The 21,761-nt window shown below is 65.9% G+C and carries 19 protein-coding genes and 1 pseudogene; 9 read left to right on the top strand and 11 right to left on the bottom strand.

Annotation, left to right across the window (positions count from 1 at the left end; genetic code table 11):
- Nucleotides 1-118 precede the first annotated feature (118 nt).
- From leuB to dapF, 8 genes are all read right to left on the bottom strand, one after another.
- On the bottom strand, nucleotides 119-1,231 hold the full coding sequence (gene leuB / locus DBZ32_RS10130) for a 3-isopropylmalate dehydrogenase (RefSeq protein WP_119167057.1): 1,113 nt from the start codon (nucleotides 1,229-1,231) through the stop codon (nucleotides 119-121).
- Between the two features lie 186 nt (nucleotides 1,232-1,417).
- Entirely contained in the window at nucleotides 1,418-2,026 is a 609-nt protein-coding gene (gene leuD, locus DBZ32_RS10125; protein WP_119167056.1) for a 3-isopropylmalate dehydratase small subunit, read from the bottom strand.
- Nucleotides 2,027-2,160: 134 nt separating this feature from the next.
- The gene (mdh, locus tag DBZ32_RS10120) at nucleotides 2,161-3,120 is read right to left on the bottom strand and encodes a malate dehydrogenase (protein WP_119167055.1); all 960 of its coding nucleotides are present in this window, start codon (nucleotides 3,118-3,120) and stop codon (nucleotides 2,161-2,163) included.
- A 262-nt stretch (nucleotides 3,121-3,382) separates the two neighbouring features.
- On the bottom strand, nucleotides 3,383-5,365 hold the full coding sequence (locus tag DBZ32_RS10115) for a methyl-accepting chemotaxis protein (RefSeq protein WP_119167054.1): 1,983 nt from the start codon (nucleotides 5,363-5,365) through the stop codon (nucleotides 3,383-3,385).
- A 275-nt stretch (nucleotides 5,366-5,640) separates the two neighbouring features.
- Nucleotides 5,641-6,564 (bottom strand): signal recognition particle-docking protein FtsY, encoded by a 924-nt coding sequence (gene ftsY / locus DBZ32_RS10110; protein ID WP_119167053.1) that lies wholly within the window; start codon nucleotides 6,562-6,564, stop codon nucleotides 5,641-5,643.
- Nucleotides 6,561-7,868: a tRNA (N(6)-L-threonylcarbamoyladenosine(37)-C(2))-methylthiotransferase MtaB gene (gene mtaB, locus DBZ32_RS10105; RefSeq protein WP_119167052.1), complete on the bottom strand. Its 1,308-nt coding sequence runs from the start codon at nucleotides 7,866-7,868 to the stop codon at nucleotides 6,561-6,563. The genes ftsY and mtaB overlap by 4 nt, the downstream gene beginning before the upstream one ends.
- 33 nt (nucleotides 7,869-7,901) lie before the next feature.
- Nucleotides 7,902-8,306 carry a VOC family protein gene (locus DBZ32_RS10100; protein WP_119167051.1) on the bottom strand — a complete coding sequence of 135 codons (405 nt, stop codon included), beginning with the start codon at nucleotides 8,304-8,306 and terminating at the stop codon, nucleotides 7,902-7,904.
- Between the two features lie 4 nt (nucleotides 8,307-8,310).
- Nucleotides 8,311-9,141 (bottom strand): diaminopimelate epimerase, encoded by an 831-nt coding sequence (gene dapF / locus DBZ32_RS10095; RefSeq protein WP_119167734.1) that lies wholly within the window; start codon nucleotides 9,139-9,141, stop codon nucleotides 8,311-8,313.
- Nucleotides 9,142-9,343: 202 nt separating this feature from the next.
- Here dapF and ffh point away from each other — a divergent pair, with 202 nt between their 5' ends.
- The 6 genes and pseudogenes from ffh to DBZ32_RS10065 all read left to right on the top strand — a co-directional run bounded on the left by ffh (nucleotide 9,344) and on the right by DBZ32_RS10065 (nucleotide 14,589).
- Nucleotides 9,344-10,837 carry a signal recognition particle protein gene (gene ffh / locus DBZ32_RS10090; RefSeq protein ID WP_119167050.1) on the top strand — a complete coding sequence of 498 codons (1,494 nt, stop codon included), beginning with the start codon at nucleotides 9,344-9,346 and terminating at the stop codon, nucleotides 10,835-10,837.
- A 113-nt stretch (nucleotides 10,838-10,950) separates the two neighbouring features.
- A pseudogene (gene rpsP / locus DBZ32_RS10085) lies at nucleotides 10,951-11,316 on the top strand (30S ribosomal protein S16); the annotation flags it as partial.
- A 136-nt stretch (nucleotides 11,317-11,452) separates the two neighbouring features.
- Nucleotides 11,453-12,058 (top strand): ribosome maturation factor RimM, encoded by a 606-nt coding sequence (rimM, locus tag DBZ32_RS10080; protein ID WP_119167048.1) that lies wholly within the window; start codon nucleotides 11,453-11,455, stop codon nucleotides 12,056-12,058.
- A gap of 64 nt (nucleotides 12,059-12,122) precedes the next feature.
- The gene (gene trmD, locus DBZ32_RS10075) at nucleotides 12,123-12,839 is read left to right on the top strand and encodes a tRNA (guanosine(37)-N1)-methyltransferase TrmD (protein WP_119167733.1); all 717 of its coding nucleotides are present in this window, start codon (nucleotides 12,123-12,125) and stop codon (nucleotides 12,837-12,839) included.
- Between the two features lie 63 nt (nucleotides 12,840-12,902).
- Entirely contained in the window at nucleotides 12,903-13,370 is a 468-nt protein-coding gene (rplS, locus tag DBZ32_RS10070; RefSeq protein ID WP_119167047.1) for a 50S ribosomal protein L19, read from the top strand.
- A gap of 262 nt (nucleotides 13,371-13,632) precedes the next feature.
- On the top strand, nucleotides 13,633-14,589 hold the full coding sequence (locus tag DBZ32_RS10065; RefSeq protein ID WP_208539189.1) for a YeiH family protein: 957 nt from the start codon (nucleotides 13,633-13,635) through the stop codon (nucleotides 14,587-14,589).
- Nucleotides 14,590-14,655: 66 nt separating this feature from the next.
- Here DBZ32_RS10065 and DBZ32_RS10060 read toward each other — a convergent pair whose 3' ends face one another.
- Together DBZ32_RS10060 and DBZ32_RS10055 are read right to left on the bottom strand one after the other, a co-directional pair.
- Nucleotides 14,656-16,773, bottom strand: coding sequence for a S9 family peptidase (locus DBZ32_RS10060; protein WP_208539188.1), 2,118 nt, complete (start codon nucleotides 16,771-16,773; stop codon nucleotides 14,656-14,658).
- Between the two features lie 65 nt (nucleotides 16,774-16,838).
- Nucleotides 16,839-17,642, bottom strand: a complete 804-nt coding sequence (locus tag DBZ32_RS10055; protein ID WP_119167045.1) for a polyphosphate kinase 2 family protein — start codon at nucleotides 17,640-17,642, stop codon at nucleotides 16,839-16,841.
- 179 nt (nucleotides 17,643-17,821) lie between these two features.
- Between DBZ32_RS10055 and DBZ32_RS10050 the strand changes: the two genes are divergently transcribed.
- Entirely contained in the window at nucleotides 17,822-18,565 is a 744-nt protein-coding gene (locus DBZ32_RS10050) for a flavodoxin family protein (protein ID WP_119167044.1), read from the top strand.
- 26 nt (nucleotides 18,566-18,591) lie between these two features.
- Here DBZ32_RS10050 and DBZ32_RS10045 read toward each other — a convergent pair whose 3' ends face one another.
- The gene (locus DBZ32_RS10045; RefSeq protein WP_162906693.1) at nucleotides 18,592-19,938 is read right to left on the bottom strand and encodes a lactonase family protein; all 1,347 of its coding nucleotides are present in this window, start codon (nucleotides 19,936-19,938) and stop codon (nucleotides 18,592-18,594) included.
- Between the two features lie 134 nt (nucleotides 19,939-20,072).
- Here DBZ32_RS10045 and DBZ32_RS10040 point away from each other — a divergent pair, with 134 nt between their 5' ends.
- Together DBZ32_RS10040 and DBZ32_RS22445 are read left to right on the top strand one after the other, a co-directional pair.
- Nucleotides 20,073-20,993, top strand: a complete 921-nt coding sequence (locus tag DBZ32_RS10040; RefSeq protein ID WP_119167042.1) for a LysR family transcriptional regulator — start codon at nucleotides 20,073-20,075, stop codon at nucleotides 20,991-20,993.
- Between the two features lie 154 nt (nucleotides 20,994-21,147).
- The coding region (locus DBZ32_RS22445) for an aminotransferase class I/II-fold pyridoxal phosphate-dependent enzyme (protein WP_235830135.1) at nucleotides 21,148-21,761 on the top strand (614 nt) is incomplete at its 3' end.

The following is a 21,761-nucleotide window of genomic DNA, read 5'->3' as shown; positions in this document are numbered from 1 at the left end:
GTGTTATGGCGAATTCGGCATAAACACCTTCCTGTTCCCGAGGTGCTCTTGCCGCGCCGCGCCAACCCCTTCTTACCGAGCGGCAGATATGAAATCGCTCGAGGCGAGGCGCGCGAGATCAGGCTGCGCGCTTGTCCAGCTCCGCCAGCAAAGCGTCGCCCATCTCCTGGGTGGAGACCAGCTTGGCGCCGGTCGCCATGATGTCGCCGGTGCGGATGCCCGAGCCCAGTACGGCCTTGACGGCCGCTTCGATCAGGTCCGCGTCGTCACCCAGATCGAAGCTGTAGCGCAGGCACATGGCGAAGGACATCAGCGCAGCGATCGGGTTGGCCTTGCCGTCGCCTGCGATATCGGGCGCCGAACCGTGCACCGGTTCGTAGAGCGCCTTGCGCCGGCCCGTCTCATCGGGGTCGCCAAGCGACGCCGAAGGCAGCATGCCGAGCGATCCGGTCAGCATCGCGGCCACGTCGGAGAGCATGTCGCCGAAGAGGTTGTCGGTCACGATCACATCGAACTGCTTCGGGGCACGGACGAGTTGCATGCCGCAATTGTCCGCATACATGTGGCTGAGCTCGACGTCGCCATAGGCTTCGCCATGCAGCTTGGTGACTTCCTCTCGCCAAAGAACGCCGGACTCCATGACGTTGGCTTTCTCGGACGAGCAGACGCGGTGGCCGCGCTTGCGGGCTAGCTCGAAGGCGACAGCGGCGACGCGTCGGATCTCGTGGGTCGTGTAGACCTGCGTATTGACGCCCTTCCTCTCGCCGTTGGGCAGATCGAAGATGCCGCGCGGCTCGCCGAAGTAGGTGCCGCCGGTCAGCTCGCGCACTATCATGATGTCGAGGCCGGCAACCACCTCCGGCTTGAGGGTCGAGGCTTCAACCAAGGCCTCAAAGCAGATTGCCGGACGCAGGTTGGCGTAGAGCTCCATCTCCTTGCGCAAGGCCAGCAGGCCGCGCTCGGGCTTCTTCTCGAAGGGCAGGTCATCCCACTTCGGGCCGCCGACCGCGCCCAGCAGCACGGCGTCGGCCGCTTTCGCGCGCTCCAGCGTCGCTTCCGCCAGCGGAACCCCGTGGACATCGAGGGCCGCGCCGCCGACCAGGTCTTCGGTGACGTCAAACCGCACGGCCCGCCGCTTGTCCATCCACTCGACCACGCGACGAACCTGGCTCATCACCTCCGGACCGATGCCGTCGCCGGCGAGAACCAGCAGATTCTTGTTAGCGGCCATTGCCTTTTCGCTCCCTTGTAGTCTGCTCAAGCCCCCATCTCATGCGGATCGCTTTCGCGATCCCTCTCGGAAGAGAGAGGGCGCGGCCCGCTCGGGCTCGTTGTCTGTCGGACGAAGATCTCGCGTCTCCGGGTCCAGTCCGGTGACAGGTTCCCTGATGCGAGGCGTCGGTGATTGGCGTCTTGTCTAGGCGTAGAGCCAGGGTTGACCGATCTTCTGCCGTTCCTCGAAGCCGTCGATCTTCGGCGCCTTCTCAAGCGTCAGGCCGATGTCATCCAGGCCGTTCAGAAGACAGTGCTTGCGGAAGGCATCCACCTCGAAGGCGATGCTACCGCCGTCGGGGCCATGGATGGTCTGAGTCTCCAGGTCGACGGTCACGACGGCATTGGCGCCACGCTCGGCGTCGTCCAGCAGCTTGTCGACCTCGTCTTGTGGCAGAACGAGAGGCAGAATGCCGTTCTTGAAGCAGTTGTTGTAGAAGATATCGGCAAAGCTGGGGGCAATGACGCAGCGAATGCCGGCATCCAGCAAGGCCCAAGGCGCATGTTCGCGCGAAGAGCCGCAGCCGAAGTTGGCGCCGGCGACCAGGATCTTGGCGCTCTTGTACGCGGGGCGGTCGAGCACGAAGTCGACGGGCTTGCCGTCGCCGTCATGGCGCAGCGCGTAGAACAGACCCTCGGCCAGGCCGGTACGCTTGATCGTCTTCAGAAAGCGCGCCGGAATAATCATGTCGGTATCGACATTCGTCAGTGGCAAAGGTGCCGCGACGGCCGTCAGTTTCGTGAATTTTTCCATCGCCTCTCTCACGTCGCTTCCCAAGACCACGTCAGGATGTAGCGCAAAGCGCCCGGCGGCTCAACGCACCGCCGTGGGAGGGCGCTATGCGCGGGGAAAGACGGTGATCTTCGCGCCGCCACCGCCGGCAGCGCCTATCCCTCGGCTGAAATGGTCTTGCAGGCCTCAACCAGACCGCGGACGGACTCCACGGAATGGTTCAGCATGCTCTGCTCCTCGCTGTTGAGCTTGAGCTCGACGATGCGCTCGACGCCGCCGGCGCCGATCACGGTCGGCACACCGACGTAGAGGCCGTCGACTCCGTACTGGCCCTCAAGATAGGCGGCGCAGGGCAGGACCCGCTTCTTGTCTTTCAGGTAGCTCTCGGCCATGGCGATAGCGCTGGAGGCCGGTGCGTAGAACGCGGAGCCAGTCTTCAGCAGACCCACGATCTCGGCCCCGCCGTTGCGGGTCCTGTCGACGATGGCGTCGAGTTTGTCCTTGGCGATCCAGCCCATCTCGATCAGGTCCGGCAGAGGAATGCCGGCGACGGTGGAATGGCGCACCATCGGCACCATGGTATCGCCGTGACCGCCCAGCACGAAGGCGCTGACGTCCTCGACGGAGACCGCCATCTCCTCGGCCAGGAAATGACGGAACCTTGCGGAATCGAGCACACCGGCCATACCGACGACCCGGTTGTGGGGCAGGCCGCAGGCTTCGCGCAGCACCCAGACCATGGCGTCCAGCGGGTTGGTGATGCAGATGACGAAGGCCTCCGGGCAGTTGTCCTTGATGCCCTGGCCGACGGCGTTCATCACCTTGATGTTGATGCCGAGCAGGTCGTCCCGGCTCATGCCCGGCTTGCGCGCTACGCCCGCCGTGACGATCACAACGTCGGCACCGGCGATGGCGGAGTAGTCGTTGGCGCCGGTAAAGACCGCGTCATAGCCCTCGACGGGAGCGGACTGCGCGATGTCGAGAGCCTTGCCTTGCGGGACCCCTTCGGCAATGTCGAACAGCACGACGTCGCCCAGCTCCTTGATCGCACTCAGCAATGCCAGCGTGCCACCGATGTTGCCAGCCCCGACCAAAGCGATCTTCGCGCGCGCCATGCTCTTCTCCCTATCCTGTCCGAAGCGCCTGCCATCTGCGGCGAGGGCGCGGTTTCGTGGGAAATCCGCGCGCGTTCTACCGCCAAGAGGCCGCTACGGCAAGGTGGGAGGCCTCGCGCGGGTCGAGCCTCTTGCCGCCAGCGCGGACCGAATGCAGAGGCTGGCGCCCAGATCACGGGCGATCACGTCAGGGAACTTGACCGTACCGAGGGGGCCCCGATTGCGAATGCGAGCCCCAAGCAGATGGCAGAGGTCAAGGAGTCTAGGAGGCGCGGACCTTGGCCAGAAATCCTTCGATCTCGCTCTGCAGATCTCTGGTCTGACCGTTCAGATCGTCGACCGCTTTGGCCACGAGCGTGACGGCCGCACTCGACGTCGCGGAGTCGTCCCGCACGGTCTGGATCCGGCTCGAGACGGCCTGGGTTCCGGTTGCCGCGTTCTGGGTGTTTCGAGCTATCTCTTGAGTGGCGGCGGTTTGTTCCTCGATCGCTGACGCGATCGAGGTCGTAACCTCTCCGATCTCCTGGATGCGTTGCGCGATCGAACCGATGGCGTCGGCAGCCGTATTCGTGGCCGACTGCATGGCCGCGATTTGTCCCGCGATCTCCTCCGTCGCCTTCGACGTCTGCGTGGCCAGGTTCTTCACTTCGTTGGCCACCACGGCGAAGCCCTTGCCGGCATCGCCGGCGCGCGCGGCCTCGATGGTGGCGTTCAGCGCCAACAGGTTGGTCTGCTCCGCGATATCCTGGATCAGCTTCATGACGTCGCCGATCCGGTCGGCTGCCGTCGTCATGCCTTTGACGCGCTCGTCCGTGGCGGCCGCTTCCTCGACCGCCTGCCGCGACACGTCGTTGGCGCGCGTGACCTGCGAGGCGATTTCCGCGATGGAAGCGCTCAGTTCCTCCGCAGCGGTGGCCACGGTCTGCACGTTTCCGCTCGCCTCGTTGCAGACGTTGACCACCTCGGCCGTGCCCTCGTCGGTGCGTTGCGCGATCGCGCTCATTTCGTGGGCGGTGCGCTCCATCTCGGTAACGCCGCCCGCCACCTTCGTCGCGATCTGTCCGACCGAGGCTTCGAAGCCGTCGGCCAGGCTGCTGAGCGCTTTCTGTTTCTCCACGACCGCCCGCTGCTCGGCCGCGCGCTGGTCTTCCTCCAGGCGCAGTTTCTCGATGGCGTTGTCCTTAAAGACCTGAACGGCTCCGGCCATCTCGCCCAGCTCGTCAAGGCGGTTGCGCCCAGGAATCTCGACCGAGGTCTCGCCCGCGGCCAGCCGGCGCATGACGGCTGTCGTGACCGAAATCGGCTTGGCGATGGAGCGGTTCATCATCCAGGCGATGACAAGAGCCATGGTCAGCACGCCCAGGCCGATCGCCAGGGAGATCATCCGACCGGAGGCAAGGGAGGCGTCGATGGCGGAGCGGTCGAAGCCGATCGCAGCCACGCCGATGACGCTGCCGCTGAAGTCTTCGACCGGCGCCAGCAGTGTGGTGTGCGCGACGCCCGCGACGTCCACTTCCGGCAGAATCGTGTGGCCGGCAGCTTGCGCCGCGGCGCGCAGGCCGGTCTCATCGAAGGTCACGCTTTCCGGAAACGTGGTGGCAAAGAGCTCGACGGTCTCATCCCGGAGAACGTAGAGCGCGGCGCGCGCTTCCGAGCGCTCCGTAAAGCGGTCGAAGAAGGGCTGGCCGAACGACAGACCGAACTCGACGGACCCGATTTGGGCGCCGTCGTGCATCACCGGCACAACGCCGCGCATGCCCAAGCCTGCGACGCCGCGTTCCAAGCCCGAGACCGGATGGCCCTTCGTATTGACCTCGACGACCGTGAAGCGGAAGGAGGAGAGGTCGTCCCCGTACTTCTCCGGTTTGTGAACGCGAAGGAAAGAGGTCGCTGGCGCCAGATGGAACTGGAACTGCCGCGCGCCGTGCTCGGTCTTTATCTTCTCGAATTGGGGCACGAAGTTGCTGGCCAGGCTCTCGCGGTCCCGCGCGGCGAAAGCCTCCTTGACCGCCGTGGTTTCGGCGACCGCCGTCGCCATGGACAGCGCGCGCGAGGCCTCCGCATCGAGGGCATCGATCAGCTGGGCTTGCAGGCTGGACAGCTTTTGCTCGATGGCCTCGTCGCTCATGTCGGAGGCGACCCAGAGATTCGCAGTCGTCGTGATGCCGACGGCAAGGATCGCGGTCATGGCCAAAGCCGATGCGAGCTTGACTCCGATTTTGTGGATCTCGGCAACCTTAAGCATCTATAGAATCCCATGAAGATCGCGCACAGGTTCAAGACGGTAGTAAATCAATATTAATCGAGCATTAAAATGCTCGACATGCCGAATGTAGGATTTTTTAACGAAAACCCATGAAACCGGTCTGTTCCGTCCCGACTAAATCTTGCTATCCGTGGCGTTTTAAAATTCAACGGCTTGCTGGACGGCGACGATATTTCATTGATGAAGTAACAAGTGTTTCGCTCGGCACCCGTCGTTCCGGAATAACGGAGGCGTGCCATGGGTCGAGAACTGATCTAAACCTCGAGACCCATCAGGCTCTTGGCGAAGTGTTCGGCCGAGAAGGGGCGCAGATCCTCGGCGCCTTCGCCGACCCCGACGGCATGAACCGGCAAGCCGTGCTGTTCAGCAAGCGCCACCAGTACGCCGCCCTTGGCCGAGCCGTCGAGCTTGGTGACCACCAGGCCGGTGACGGCGACCAGTTCCTTGAAGGTGGCGACCTGGCTAAGTGCGTTCTGCCCCGTGGTGGCGTCCAGCACCAGCAGTACATCGTGCGGGGCGCTCTCGTCCTGCTTTCTCAGCACACGCTGAATCTTCTGCAGTTCGGCCATCAGCTCCGTCTTGTTGTGCAGTCGCCCGGCCGTGTCGATCAGCAGCAAATCGGCGCCCTCGCGCTTGGCCGTCTCCAGCGCCTCGAAGGCCAGACCGGCGGCATCGGCGCCGGCTTGTTTGGCGATCACCGGCACGCGGCTGCGCTCGCCCCAGATCTGAAGCTGTTCGATGGCGGCGGCGCGAAAGGTGTCGCCGGCCGCCAGCATGACCTTGCGGCCCTGCTCGACCTGCTGCTTGGCCAGCTTGCCGATCGTGGTCGTCTTGCCGGCCCCGTTGACGCCGACCACCAGAACCACATGGGGCCGGCGCTCCGGCGTGATCTCCAGGGGCTTGGCGACCGGCTTCAGCATCTCGGTTACGTCGGCGGCCAGCGCCGTGCGGACTTCCTCCGGGCTCACGTCCTTGTTGAAGCGGGTCTTTGCCAGGTTGGCCGCCAGCTTGGCGGAGGTCGCGACGCCGAGGTCGGAGGCGATCAGCAACTCCTCCAATTCCTCCAGCGCCGCGTCGTCCAGCTTGCGTTTGTTGAAGATGCCGGCGATGCCGTCGCCCAGTTTGGACGAGGAGCGCTTGAGCGCCGACTTCAGCCGTGTCAGCCAGCCTTCGCTCACGACACGGCCATCACACGGGGCGTCTCGACGGGATTTTCGCCGACGAGCTTGCCTTCGGCCAATCCGGTCAGGCGAACTGAGACGATCTCGCCGACCGGCCCTTCGGCCAGGACGGGGGCATAGTGCTCCGAGCGGCCGAGGCCCTCGCTTTCGATCAGGACTTCCGCAGTCTGGCCCAGGCGGCTCTCCAGGAAACGGGCTTCGGCTGCTGCCCCGGCTGCCCGCAGGCGTTGGGCGCGCGCCTTGCGCTCCGGCTTGGGCACCGTGGGCATGCGTGCGGCCGGCGTACCGGGCCGTTCGGAATAAGGAAAGACGTGCAGGAAGGTCAGGCCGGCCTCCGCCACGAAGTCGAGCGTGTTGCGGAACATGGCTTCGGTTTCCGTCGGAAAGCCGGCGATGATGTCCGCGCCGAAGACCGTGTCGGGCCGGGCCGCCCGCGCCCGTTCGATGCAGGCCAGGGCGTCGGCGCGCAGGTGGCGGCGCTTCATGCGCTTGAGGATCAGGTCGTCGGCGGCCTGCAGCGACAGGTGCAGGTGCGGCATGAAGCGCGGCTCGCTCTCCAGCAGGCGGAAGACCTCGGCGTCGATCTCGACCGGATCGACCGAGGAGAGGCGCAGGCGCGGCAGCTCCGGCACGTTGGCCAGCAGGCGCCGCATCATCTGCCCGAGTGTGGGGGTCCCGGGCAGGTCCGCTCCGTAGCTGGTGACGTCGACGCCGGTCAGCACGACCTCGCGGACGCCGGCGGCGACCAGGGCCTGGACCTGGCGCACGATTTCGCCGATCGGAACCGAGCGGCTGGGGCCGCGGCCGAAGGGAATGATACAGAAGGTGCAGCGATGGTCACAGCCCTGCTGGACCTGAACGAAGGCGCGGGTCTTCTCCGCGAAGCCCTCGACCAGATGGCCCGCGGTCTCGCGCGCCGTCATGATGTCGGCGACCTGGACACGAGCGTCTCCAAGTCCGCGCCCAAGACGTTGCCAGGATTCGGCCTGCAGCTTTTCGCTGTTGCCCAGCACCCGGTCGACCTCGGGCATGGCGGCGTAGCGCTGCGGGTCGATCTGCGCGGCGCAGCCGGTCACCACGATCTCCGCCTCGGGATGTTCGCGCCGCGCCCGGCGGATCGACTGGCGCAACTGCCGCTCCGCCTCGGCCGTCACGGCGCAGGAATTCAGGATCACCGTGTCGCCCAGCCCCGCCGCGCGCGCATGGTCGCGCATCACCTCGGACTCCCAGGCGTTCAGCCGGCAGCCGAAGGTGATCAGCTTCGCCTCGTCGAGGCGGCTGGAGGCAGAGGTCTCGGACATGGCCGCCTTATATGGGCGCGGTGGCAGCCGAGTCTAGCGAACGCCTGAACCGGCGTCGCCGGTCGGCGGCGACTTCAGCTCCAGCCGCGTGCCGTTGGGGTCGAAGAAGACGGCGATCTCGCCCCAGGGGTAGCTGCGGCGTTCGAGCCCGATGCCGGCCATCTCGAGGCGCGCGACCGGGGCCTCCAGATCGTTCACGTCGAGGCGCAGGATGAAAGGCAGACCGCCGCTGTAGCTGCCACTACCGTCGGGCTCGGCCTGCCGTTTTCCGCCGGACTCGATCATCAGATAGGTGTCGCCCCAGGCGAAGGCGATCAGGCCACCGCCGTCCCAAGTCTTTTCGGTGACTACGGCCAGACCCAGTGTCTCGCCGTAGAACCTGCGGCAGGCCGGGTAGTCTTCGACAAATAGGATCAGCCCGGGGAAGTCGATCTGCATCGCCTTAGCCCAGAAGTTCCGGCGCCAAAGTGCCGGCGAAGCTCTTGCTGGCCGGGCCGGTCATGAGGACGTGGGTGTCGTCGCGCCAGTCGATCCGCAGGTCGCCGCCGTCCAGGGTGACGCGGACCCGGCGGCCGGTCAGGCCGCGGCGGGCAGCGGCCACGCCGGCGGCGCAGGCGCCGGAGCCGCAGGCGATGGTGATGCCGACGCCGCGCTCCCAGACCCGGTAGCGCAGACGGTCGCCTCCAAGGTGTTGCACGAGGCCGACATTGACCCGCTCGGGAAACAGCGGGTCGGTCTCGATCTGCGGGCCGAGCGTCTCCAGGTCCATCGCCTCGGCGTCGGCCACGAAGAAAAGGACGTGCGGGTTGCCGATGTTTACGGCAACCGGGTCGCTCAGCGGCCCCTTGGCGTAGTCCAGGTGCAGCGTGTCCAGCTCGCGTGCGAGCGGGATCTCCTGCCAGCCTAGATTGGCCGGCCCCATGTCGACGGTGACCAGGCCGTCGCTGTCCAGGCCGGTCAGCAGTCCGGCGCGGGTTTCGATCTTCGCTTCGACCCGTCCCGTTTCCTCGAAAAGCAGGCGGGCGACGCAGCGGGTGCCGTTGCCGCAGGCGCCGACCTCGCCGCCGTCGGCATTGAGGATCTTCAGGTAGAGATCGCCGCCGTTGCGTGCCGGCTCCAGGATCAGAAGCTGGTCGCAGCCGACGCCGCGATGGCGGTCGGCGATCCGCCGCGCCGTCTCGGGCGACAGCTCCAGCGCCTGCGCGCGCGCATCCAGCACGACGAAATCGTTACCGAGGCCGTGCATCTTCAGAAAGGGCAGTGGTTCCGTCATGCCGCCCATATAAGAGTGCGGAGGCGCTGGCGTCCATGCCCGCCTCACGGCCATGCTTGACGTTCAAGAGGCCGGCCCATACATTCGCGGCGCTTTCAGGCAAACCCTTTTCCTGAAGGCTCCGAGGAGCCACGTCCGTCCGCGAGTGTCGCGCACGGGCGCGTTTTTGCTTTGGCATTTCGGACCACCGAGGGAGCGAGAGATGTTCGACGGACTGCAGAGCCGCCTGGGCGACGTCTTCGACAAGCTGCGACGCCGCGCCAGCTTGAGCGAGGACGACGTCAATGCCGCGCTGCGCGAGGTGCGCGTGGCGCTGCTCGAGGCCGATGTCGCACTGCCGGTGGTCAAGGACTTCATCGAGGGCGTGCGGCCCAAGGCGGTCGGACAGGAAGTTCTGCGCTCGGTCACGCCGGGCCAGCAGGTCGTCAAGATCGTTCACGACCATCTGGTCGAGATGCTGGGCGGAACGCCGGGTGCCGAGGAACAGGCCGCCCGTGAGGGCCGCTATCCCGGATCGGGCGGGATTGATATCGACCTGAACGCACCGGCACCCGTACCGATCCTGATGGTCGGTCTCCAGGGCTCGGGTAAGACCACCACCACCGGCAAGATCGCCAAGCGCCTGAGCGAGAAACAGCGCAAGAAAGTGCTGATGGCCTCGCTGGACACTCGCCGTCCCGCGGCTCAGCAGCAGCTCAAGGTGCTGGGCGAACAGGTCGGCGTCGCCACCCTGCCGATCGTGCCGGGCGAGCCGCCGGTGGCGATCGCCAAGCGGGCGCTCAGCACCGGTAAGCTGGAAGGCTACGATGTGGTGTTGCTGGACACCGCCGGACGCCTGGCGATCGACGAGGAGTTGATGGCGGAGGTCGTGGCGGTGCGCGATGCTTCGCAGCCGCACGAAACCCTGTTGGTGGCGGACGCCATGACGGGCCAGGACGCCGTGAACGTCGCCGCCACCTTCAACGAGCGTGTCGGTCTGACCGGCATCGCCCTGACTCGCGTCGACGGCGATGCGCGTGGTGGTGCCGCGCTCTCCATGAAGGCGGTGACCGGAAAGCCGATCAAACTGCTGGGGACCGGCGAAAAGCTCGATGCCCTGGAGTCCTTCCATCCCGAGCGGGTCGCCGGCCGGATCCTGGGCATGGGCGACATCGTCTCCTTGGTCGAGAAGGCGGCCGAGACGCTCGAACAGGAAGACGCCGAGGCCATGGCCAAGCGCCTGGCCAAGGGGCGCTTCGATCTCAACGACATGCACAAGCAGCTACAGCAGCTCACCAAGATGGGCGGTCTCAAATCGATGATGCAGCTGCTGCCGGGTGTTCCCAAGATCCAGGACCAGCTCAAGAAGGCCAACGTCGACGACAAGGTCGTCAAGCGGCAGATGGCGATCATCTCCTCCATGACCAAGGCAGAGCGCACGCGCCCGGAGTTGATCAAGGCTTCGCGGCGTCAGCGCATCGCCAAGGGTTCGGGGACCTCCGTGCCGGACGTCAACAAGTTGCTCAAGCAGTTCGCCGAGACCCAGCGCATGGTCAAGAAGGTGAAGAAAATGGGCGGCATGGAGAGTCTGATGGGCGGCGGCGGCATGGAAGGCCTGATGCCCGGAGGCGGTGCGGGCGCAAGCGGCCTGCCGGGCGGCATGCCGCCGGGCTTTGGCGGCGGGCGCGCCACGCGACGCCTCGGGAGGCGCAAGTGAGGCCCGTTCGGCTCGCCCCCCTTATCGACGAACCGCCCGCCTTCCAGGAGCCGGAAGGCAGCGTTCGAATCCAATCGCAGTCATTCAGACGTCAATCGAGGAGTTAACAGGTCATGTCCCTGCGTATCCGCCTGACCCGCGGCGGCGCCAAGAAGCGCCCCTTCTACCACATCGTGGTCGCCGACTCGCGCAGCCCGCGCGACGGCCGCTTCATCGAGAAACTGGGCTTCTACAACCCCATGGTCCCGCGCGATCATCCGGACCGCATCCGGCTGAATGACGAGCGGGCCAAGCATTGGCTCGGCGTCGGTGCACAGCCGAGCGACCGCGTCGCCCGTTTCTTCGCCCAGGCAGAACTGATGGAGCCGCGTGCGCGCGCCGAGCAGACCAAGCAGCCGAAGCCCAAGGCCAAGGCCCAGGAGCGTCTGAAGGAGCAGGAAGAGCGCCGTCAGGCCGCCGAGGAAGAGGCGAAAGCGGCCAGCGCCGCCCCGGAAGCGCCGGTTGAAGAGACACCCGCCGAGGAAGCGCCGGCCGAAGAAGTCGCTGCCGAAGCCGCTCCGGAGGCCGAGGCGGCACCGAGCGACGACGAGACCAAGAGCTAAGGTCTTTACTGTCATGGCGCGACCTCGGGCCGATCTGCCCCCGGCCGAGTCACCCCGGGCCGAGTTGCCGTGGGCCGAGCGGCGCGTCTGCCTGGCGGCGGTTGCCGGCGCACAGGGGGTGCGCGGCCAGGTCCGGCTCAAGACCTTCACCGAACGGCCGGAGGATGCCTTGGCCTACGGCGTGCTGCGCGACGAGGCCGGCGACCGGGTCTTTCGCATGACGGCCAAAGGCCGGGCCAAGGACCTCCTGGTTGCGGCGATCGAGGGGGTCACCGACCGCGATACGGCGGCGGCGCTGCGCGGGACAAGGCTCTACGTCGATCGGGCCGTGCTGCCGCCGACGGAGGAGGAGGAGTACTACCACGCAGACTTGCTGGGTCTGGAGGTGATGGACCGCGAAGGGCAACTGCTGGGCCGGGTGCGGGCGATCTACGATTTCGGTGCCGGTGATGTCATCGAAGTGCAGGGCGAGGGCGGCGGGGTCGCCGTTTTGCCCTTCACTCGACAGGCAGTTCCCGAGGTCGATCTCGCCGGCGGTCGGCTGGTCGTGGACCCGCCGGCCGAAACCGGGGGCGATAGGCCCGAGGGGACTGGACAAAGCAGCGGGAAAGCGCCATAACCCGCCACTTCCGAGGAGGGCTGGCGTGAGTTCGACAGGCAGTGCGGAAGCGGTCGTTGCGGCCGTGGGTAAGTCCGCCTGGAAAGCGACCGTCTTGACGCTCTTCCCGGAGGCCTTTCCCGGACCGTTGGGGCTCAGTCTGGCGGGGAAGGGGCTTGAGAAGGACATCTGGCGGTTGGAGACAGTCGACGTTCGCGACTTCGCCAGCGGCCGCCATCGCTCGGTCGACGACACGCCCCTGGGCGGCGGCGCCGGCATGGTCATGCGGCCCGACGTGGTCGACCGCGCCATCTCGGCGACGGCGGACAGGCCGGGGCCGCTCGTGTATCTCAGCCCGCGCGGGCGCGCCCTGACGGCGCAAAAGGCGCGGAAGCTGGCGGCGGAGCCGGGCCTACGCCTGCTTTGCGGGCGCTACGAAGGGGTCGACCAGCGGGTGCTGGACAAGCATGGGGTAGCCGAGCTGAGCATCGGTGACTACGTGCTCTCGGGCGGCGAGCTGGCCGCGCTGGTGGTGCTGGACGCGGTGGTGCGTCTGCTGCCCGGTGTCATGGGCAACGCCGAGAGCCCGGAGGAAGAGAGTTTCGAGCGGGGCCTCCTGGAGTACCCGCAGTACACGCGCCCGGCCCTTTGGGAGGGGCGAGAAGTTCCGGAGGTTCTGCTGTCCGGCCATCACGCGGCGATCCGCGACTGGCGGCGGGCGGAGGCCGAAGAGACCACACGGAGGCGGCGTCCCGATCTTTGGGCCCGCTACCGCGAACGGCAGGCCGAGGCGCCGGAGTAGGGCGGTCGCGGCTGGCGGTATGAGCAACGAGACGAGACGCGTACGAAAGCGGGATTGAGAGCCATGAACATCATCGACCAGCTCGAGCAGGAGCAGATCGCCGAGGTCAACCGTCCGGTACCGGAGTTCTCGCCGGGCGACACGCTGCGCGTGAACGTGCGGGTGGTCGAGGGCAATCGCGAGCGGACCCAGGCCTTCGAGGGGGTTTGCATTGCGCGGCGCAATCGCGGCGTGAACTCCTCCTTCACGGTGCGCAAGATCTCCTACGGCGAGGGTGTGGAGCGCGTTTTCCCGTTGCATAGCCCGCGGGTCGAGTCGATCGAGGTCGTGCGCCGCGGTGACGTGCGCCGGGCCAAGCTCTACTACCTGCGCGGCCGTCGCGGTAAGTCGGCGCGGATCGCCGAGAAGACCACGGGCGCTGCCGGCAAGATCGCGATCGCTGAGCGTCAGGCAGCGCAGGCCGCCAAGAAGGCCGGCGGCGGTAAGAAGGCTGCCAAGGCCGCAGTCACGGAAAGCGCCAGCGAAGCCTGAGCTTTTCGCCGAGACCCGGCGCAGTTTTTGCGTCCCGGGTCTCTGCACGGGGTGTTTCTCCTGGCGGCAGCGAGTCGTGACGTTGTAGGAAAATCCGGCGTTGAAGCATGACCGGACTGGCGCTTTCTCCTGGGTGTGCCGGATCGCGGCTAATGCCGTCTCGCGGCAGATCACGGTTTAACTCCACGTCATGACAGGCGAAGCGCCGAGCGGGACGCGACTGCAACGACTTCTGACTTTTGGGCGCGGAGTGGCACCCGGCGTGCTACTGGCCGTCGCCGTAGCCGCCGCGGCCAAGGGGTTGCAGGCCGGTCTCGGCTGGCCGGCGATGCTCTTGGCGCTTGGCCTTGGCATGCTTCTGGTGCGCGCTTCGGCGGCGGGCCGTCTGACCCAGCATGGTGTCGAGTTCACCGCCAAGAAGGTGCTGCGTTTCGGTGTGGCCTTGCTCGGCGCCCGCATCACCCTCGAGGAAATCGTCAGCCTAGGTCTGACGCCGATCCTGGTGACCGTCGCGGCCGTCGTGGGAACCATCCTGCTTGGGGGCTGGCTGGCACAGAGGCTCGGTTTCGCCCGCGCCTTCGGTACCTTGACGGCCGGTGCGACGGCGATCTGCGGCGCCTCGGCCGCTCTGGCTTTGTCCTCTGTCCTGCCGAAGCACAAGACTCACGAACGCGACACGATCTTCGCGGTGATCGGCGTGACCACGCTCTCTACCGCTGCGATGGTCGCTTATCCGTTCTTGACCGCCGCGCTCGGATTCGACGACCGGGCGGCCGGGCTGTTGATCGGGGGCACGATCCACGACGTGGCCCAGGTGGTGGGTGCCGGCTATGCCGTGTCGGGCGAGGCGGGCGATGTGGCGACTTTCACGAAGCTGTTGCGGGTCGCCCTCTTGGTGCCGGCCGTGCTGGCGGTCGCCTGGGTCTACCGGGCGGAGCTGCGGGCCGAAGGCGGCAAGGCGCAGCTGCCGTTACCCGGTTTTCTCTTCGGCTTCGTCGCCTTGGTGGCGTTGAACTCCGCCGGCCTGATCCCCGAGCCTCTCCGGCTCGCTCTCGTCGAGCTGTCCGGCTGGTGCCTGGTGGCTGCGGTGGCGGCGCTCGGCATGAAGACCAGCGTCACCGCCCTGCGCCAGGTGGGTGGCCGCGCCATAGCCCTTCTGATCCTCCAAACCTTCCTGATTTTGGGGATCGTTCTAGGGCTCTTGCTGCTGGTCGGGTAGTGCCGCGCCTCTCATCTAACGCCGAGCGTGGCGAAGCACGAAGACAACAGCCGGCGTGATCCTCGCCTAACCGGCCTTTCCGAACACCAGCAGCAGGAAGGCGTAGAGCATCGCCACTTCCTTCAGCTTGTCGAAGCGGCCGGCCGAGCCGCCGTGACCCGCCTCCATGTAGGTGTGGAGCAGCAGCAGATTGTCGTCGGTCTTGGTCGCACGCAGACGGGCCACCCACTTGGCCGGTTCCCAATAGGTCACGCGGGGGTCGCTGATACCGGCGGTGGCGAAGATGTGCGGGTAAGCCGTGGCGGCGATGTTGTCGATGGGGCTGTAGCTGCGGATATAGTCGAAGGCTTCTTCGGATCGGATCGGATCGCCCCATTCCGGCCACTCGGGTGGCGTCAAGGGCAAGGTCTCGTCGACCATGGTGTTGAGCACGTCGACGAAGGGCACTTCAGCCACGACCGCCTTGAAAAGCTCCGGGCGCAGGTTGACCGTCGCGCCCACCAGCATGCCGCCGGCGCTGCCGCCGTGGATCGCGATCTCGCCCCTGGCCGTGTAGCCCTCTGCGACCAAGTGCTCGGCCGCCGCCACGAAATCGGTGAAACTGTTCTTCTTCGCCAACAGCTTGCCGTTGCGGTACCACGCATAGCCCTTGTCCATGCCGCCGCGCACATGGGCGATGGCATGCACAAAGCCACGCTCGACGAGACTCAGGCGGTTCGGCGACCAACCGGCTGGAATGCTCATCCCGTAGGCGCCGTAACCGTAGAGCAGGCAAGGTGCGGAGCCGTCGAGCGGGGTATCCTTGTGCCGTAGAAGGGTGACCGGCACCGTCTCGCCGTCAGTGGCCGGCGCCTGTAGCCGTTCGACCAGATAGTCGGACGGGTCGTGACCGCTCGGCACCTCATCCTGTTTCAGAAGGCTGCGGCTGCCGCCGCCGAGATCCTGGGCGTAGGTGATCGGCGGGGTGGTCGGTGAGGAGTAAACGAAGCGCAGCTCGTCGCTGTCGTACTCGTAGCCGGGTTGCAGGGCCAAGGCGTAGGCGGCCTCCTCGAAGGCGAGCGTCTGCTCACGCCGGTCGTCGGAAGGTTCCGGACCGAGGCGCGTGACGACAAGGCGCGGCAAGCCCTCGCTTCGCTCCAGCCGGACCATCCAGTCGGCGAACAACAGCAGATCGAGACGCAACACGCCCGGTGCGTGAGGCAGAACTTCGGTCCAGGCCTCGCGGCCCGGCGAGGACAGCGGCGCCGCCATCACTTTGAAATCCTCTGCCGCCTCCGCATTGGTCAGGATCAGCAGCCGATCGCGCGCCGCGTCGTGGTGGACTCTGTACTCCTGGTCGCGCAGGCGCGGCGCCACCAGGCGCGGCGCGGTCTCCGGCGCCTTGGCGTCGATCAGGTAGACCTCGCTGGTGGTGTGGTCGTGGGTGGAAATCATCACGAAGCGGCGGCTTTCGCTCTCGTCCAAGCCGACGAAAAAGCCTGGGTCCCGTTCCTCGTAGACCAGCGCGTCCTCGCTCTGTGCGCTGCCGAGGCGGTGGCGGTAGACCCGATAGGGCCGGTGGTTGTCGTCAAGCACCACATAGAACAGGTGCTTGCCGTCGCCTGCCCAGGCGAAGGCGCCGTTGCTGCCTGAGATCACGTCGGACAACAGCCTGCCGTCATCGAGCACCTTGATCCGGATGTCGCAAATCTCGGCGCCGGTCGTGTCGCTCGACCAGGCGAAATGGTCATGGTCTGGAGAGTGTTGGGCGCCGCGGATGGCGAAGAAGCCGGACCCTTCGGATTCGCGATCGCCGTCCAGCAGAACCATCTCGGTCGGCTCGGACTGACTCGCCCCGCGCGGCTTGCGGCAGAAGATCGGGTGCTGACCCCCCTGTCGGAAGCGGCGGTAGTAGACCCAGGGGCCATCGGGAGCGGGGACACTGGCGTCCTCTTCCTTGATCCGCCCTTTGATCTCGGCGAAGAGCGTGTCCTGCAGGGCCTTGGTCGGTTCCAGGACCGCCGCCGTATAGGCGTTCTCCGCCTCCAGGTGGTCGCGGATGTGCGCTTTCAGCCGTTCCGGTTCGCGCATGACCCTTTGCCAGTCGTCATCGCGAAGCCAGGCGTAGCCGTCGCTCCAGGTTCGGCCATGCAGGTCGTGGACGAGGGGCTCGGGTTCGGCGTGGGGCGGCTGGGGCTTCGACACGGGATATGGATCTCCGAACTGGGCGGGGGACCGGATAGCTACGGCGGGAGCGGCGGGCTCTCGAGTCAGCCTTCTTGCGGCAGCTTGAGATGCAGGTCGAGCGCCAGCCGAGCAACATCCGAATCGATATGGGTCGGTGCCGGCGGCAGTGCAGGGTGCAGAGCCTCGATCACGGTTCGCATCGCGGCGAGGCGGGCGTAGCGCTTGTCCTCCGCCGGTATCACCGTCCAAGGAGCGTGGGATGTCGAGGTGCGCCTCAGCATGGCTGCGATCGCCTTTTCATAGGCATGCTGCTTGCTGCGGTTGCGCAGATCCTCCGGAGTCAGCTTCCAGCGCTTCGTCGGATCGTCCAGCCGTCTTTGGAAGCGGTGCAACTGCTCGCCAGACGAGATATGCATGAACAGCTTGACCAGCATGGCACCGTCGTCGCGCAGCATCCGTTCGAAGGTATTGATTTCGCGGTAGGCGCGCTGCCAGTCGGACTTGGGCGCAAGGCCTTCGACCCGCTCGACCAAGACCCGGCCATACCAGGAGCGGTCGAAGATCGCCAGGCTGCCTTCCTCTGGCAGACGCTTCCAGAAACGGTGCATGTAGTGGTGCCGCTGTTCGAGCTGGCCCGGCGGTCCGATCGGCCAGACCTTGAGTCCGCGCGGGTCCAGGCGAGCGGTCATCCGCCGGATCGCGCCACCCTTGCCGGCGGCATCCCAACCTTCGAAGACTACGATGGCGCGCCCGCGGGCGGCGCGCAGCGCGCGCTGCAAGTCGTGCAGCTCTTCCTGCAGCTGCAGCAGCTCGGTGTCATAGCTGTCTCGGTCGGCCGTCAGTCGGAGATCGACGTCGGCCAAGCGTGGTGGACGGTGTTTCGACATCCTGAGAATAAAAGCATTCACCGATAGCCCAAGGCCAGCTTTTAGCCACAAGTCGCGTCGCCGCCCCATGTTTTCTTCAGAACGGGCGTCGTCATCTGGTCTCTCGGGGCTGGTCTGCAGACCGGTCTCTATGGTCCGATGTGGCGGTCCATGCGCCTGAAGCGAAACGGGAGACGGCAATGCTGAACGAGTTGCAGGAACGTTGGTGCTCCGAGAGCCGCTGGGATTTCTCCGATCTGAAGGCCCTGTTCCTCAATTGCACGCTTAAGCGGTCGCCGGAGCAGTCCCATACCGATGGCCTGATCCGGATCTCCCAGGCCATCCTCGAGAAGAACGGCGTCACGGTGGAGACGTTGCGGCCGGTCGACCATCGCATCGCCAGCGGCGTCTACCCGGATATGACCGAGCATGGTTGGGAGGTCGACGACTGGCCCGGACTCTATGCCAAGGTCCAGGCGGCGGATATCCTTGTCGTCACCACCCCGATCTGGCTTGGCGAGAAGTCTTCTGTCTGCACGCAGGTGATCGAACGGCTCTACGGCAACTCGAGCGACCTCAACCCACAAGGTCAATACGCCTACTACGGCCGCGTCGGCGGCTGCCTGATCACCGGTAACGAGGACGGTGCCAAGCATTGCGCCATGAACATTCTCTATTCGCTGCAGCATCTCGGCTACGTGATCCCGCCCCAGGCCGATGCCGCCTGGCTGGGCGAAGCCGGACCCGGTCCTTCCTATCTCGATCCCGAGTCAGGCGGGCCGGAGAACGACTTCACCAATCGGAACACGACCTTCATGACCTGGAACATGCTTCACTTGGCGCGCATGATCAAAGACGCGGGTGGTGTTCCGGCCCATGGAAACCAGCGTAGCCAGTGGGACGCTGGCTGCCGCTTCGACTATCCAAACCCGGACTATCGTTAGGGAGAGCCGAGCCCTTCGATCAGCCGCTATCGAATCAACTCGACCAGATGAAGGCCGCGCGGCATGGGGAGCGGATCGCCGATCGGGCGGAGGGCTGGCCGATCTCCTCTCTCCAGGCGCCAGAAGGCCAGGCTTCCGTCTTCGCCGTCCCGGCCCTGATAGGCCGTAACCGCGAGGTGCTGGCCCGAGGCGTCGAAGGTGATGCCCTGAGGCAGGACGACACCGTTCATGCGGGTCTCGCCGTGTGGCGTCATGGCACCGGTCTCGGGATCGAACTCGAAGAGCGTGAGTTCGCTGTAGTCGGTTCGGCCCGGATGGTCTTGCGGCAGCCAACTGGCGGCCATGTTGAGGCCGACGACCCAGGTTCCGTCTGGCGAGATCGCGAAGTTCTCGACGTACCCCATGCCGGCTGGAACCTGCGTGACCCGCGCATGCTGTACGGGCCCGCTTTCGTAGCTGGTCGAACGGTCGTTGGCGCGGCGCGGCGGCGAGGCCGGCGTTTCGTCGCCGTCGAAGGCGAAGACCGTAAAGAGGCTGGCGTTCCTGCCGTAGCCAAGTTGCGCCATGTCGCCTGTTACCGTAATGGTCGTCACGACGAAGTATCGTCCATCCGGTGTCCAGGCACCTTTGCCGGGCAAAGGTGCCGTGCGCAACGGGTCGCCCCAGGGCGACAGAGCCTGGCCGTCGAAGCGGTAGAAGGCGACCAGGTCGGCGCCGCCGAGGGTGACCGCCGCGAAGTCGCCGGACGGATGCCATTTGAACTCCGGGACAAAGCTGTTCGAGAGGCCGTCGAGACCGAGGTCGTGCGAGCTTGGCTCGCCGAGGCGTCCTTCGGTGAAGGGATAGAGGGCAATTCGGCCGTCGAAGGGTAGCGTTGCCGCCACCAGGTCTCCGGAGGGATGCACATCGATGGCCGCCGGTGGACCTTCGGCATCGACTTCCTGAACGATCTCAGGCGCCTGCAGATCTCTCAGATCAACGACGGTGATCCGGCTTCCGCGCGGAATTTCGGAGAATTCCGCCGCATCCTCTTCCGGCTGTCCGAAGGGCTCGGTCACGAGCGCGAACCCGCCGTCCGCTGTCAGCGTGAGGACGTTGGGCCAGGTCGCGACGGAGTTGGAGACGGCCGTGTCCCGCCGTTGCAAGGCGCCGGCGCCCGTAAGCGGGATCACGCTGAGCAGATCCGGCCGACGCGGGCCAAGATGGCCGTCGATGTAGCCGCTGGCCAGCATGGCGCCATCCGCGATCGTGACCAGCGCCCGCCCCTCGAAGGCCGGCAGGTCAGTCGCTTTCACACTCGGGCTGGCAAGGGCGAGCGTCAGGATGGTCGGTGCCAGAAGGCCTGCGAAGGTCGTTGGTCCGGTCTTGCTCATGTCGGTGTCTGCCCTGCTGTCGGTTGCTGTGAAGGCAGCCGCGAATCGGGCTGTCCGACCGGTCAGATCGTCCTGGAGTTTGATATCCGCCAATAATTCTTGCGCGCCCCGTGATGAGATTTTTTAATTAGAAGATGGATCTCCAGAGTCTTCGCTGCTTCTCCGTTCTGGCCGAAACGCTTCATTTTCGCCGCGCCGCAGAGCGGCTGAACATGACGCAGCCTGCCTTGAGCTTGCGCCTTAAGCGACTGGAGGACGAGCTCGGCCTCCGCCTGTTCGAGCGCTCGCGATCCGCCGTCGCGTTGTCCGAGGCCGGGCAGGAGTTCCTGCCCCATGCGGAGCAGCTTCTGTGTCAGGCTTCGATCGCTCGTGAGACCGCGGCGCAGATCGCCACGGGTCAGGCAGGTCATCTTCGGATCGGCTACACGCCGGTTTCGTTTTTTGGCTATGTGCCCGACCTGATCCGCAGCTATGCGGTGAAGCTGTCTCGGGTGCGGATGTCCCTGACCGAGCTGCTGTCCGACGAGGTCGAGGCTGCGCTTGCAGCCCGCGAGATCGATGTCGGATTCCTGCATCCTCCGGTGCGCCGGTCGGATCTGCGCATTCACGACCTGCGAAGCGAGAGCTTCCTGGTGGCCTTGTCCAGCGAGAATCCGCTTGCCCGAAAGCCCAGTCTGACGTTGCAAGATCTGGCAGGGGAGGATTTCGTTCTGCCCGGCCGGAAGGTCGGACCCGCTCTCTACGATCGGATCATCAGCCTCTGCCGTGCGAGCGGTTTTGTGCCCAGGATCCGCCAGGAGGTGACGACCTCGATAGCCGTTCTGGGTCTGGTGGCGGCCGGGCACGGCACGGGCCTGGTGATTTCTCCGATGAGCTGCGTTGCCCGGCCGGGCCTGACGTTCCGCCCTTTAACGGGACCGGCTCCGTCATTGGCGTTCGCTGTCGCCACTCGATCCAGCGGAACCTCGGCCTTGACGGATAGCCTTGTGGCGCATGCAACGCTCTTTGCGCCGCCCGAGCCGGGCGGCGCAAAGAGCGTTGCCGCTCGGTCCTGAAAAGGGTGAAGCTATGGTCTATGGGCCTGTCGCCGCTCCGGTTTCGGCTTTTCGGCTGCGGCATTTTTACGGCTGGCTGGAAGCTGCGATAAATCAACGTTAGCTACACGCCTGCAAAGCAGAATAGGGCGCTGAGCGGTGGGGAGACGATTGGATGGACTACGAGTTTTTTTTCGAGGGTCAGTTGTCGGCGTTGCGCGCTGAGGGTCGTTACCGTGTTTTTGCGGATCTCGAGCGGCGTGCGGGCGCTTTTCCGCGTGCGACGCGCTACCGGGGCGATGCGACCTCGGAGGTGACGGTCTGGTGCTCGAACGACTACCTGGGCATGGGGCAGAACGCCGAGGTGATCGCGGCGATGCATGAGGCTCTGGACCGCTGCGGGGCGGGGGCGGGGGGGACGCGGAACATCTCCGGCACCAACCACTACCATGTGCTTCTGGAGCGCGAGCTGGCGGACCTGCACGGCAAGCAGGCGGCGCTGCTCTTCACCTCGGGCTACGTCTCCAACTGGGCCGCGCTCTCGACCCTGGCGGCCAAGCTGCCGGACTGCGTCGTCTTCTCGGACGCCAAGAACCACGCCTCGATGATCGAGGGCATTCGCCACAGCCGGGCCGAGAAGCATCTCTTCGCGCACAACGACCCGGAGGACCTGGACCGCAAGCTGGCGCAGGTGGCGCCGGGGCGGGCGAAGCTGGTGGCCTTCGAGTCGGTCTACTCGATGGACGGCGACATCGCGCCGATCGCCGAGCTCTGCGACGTGGCCGACAA

The sequence above is a fragment of the Algihabitans albus genome, assembly GCF_003572205.1.
GTDB classification, from domain to species: domain Bacteria; phylum Pseudomonadota; class Alphaproteobacteria; order Kiloniellales; family DSM-21159; genus Algihabitans; species Algihabitans albus.
This window is presented reverse-complemented; position numbering and strand designations above follow the sequence as displayed.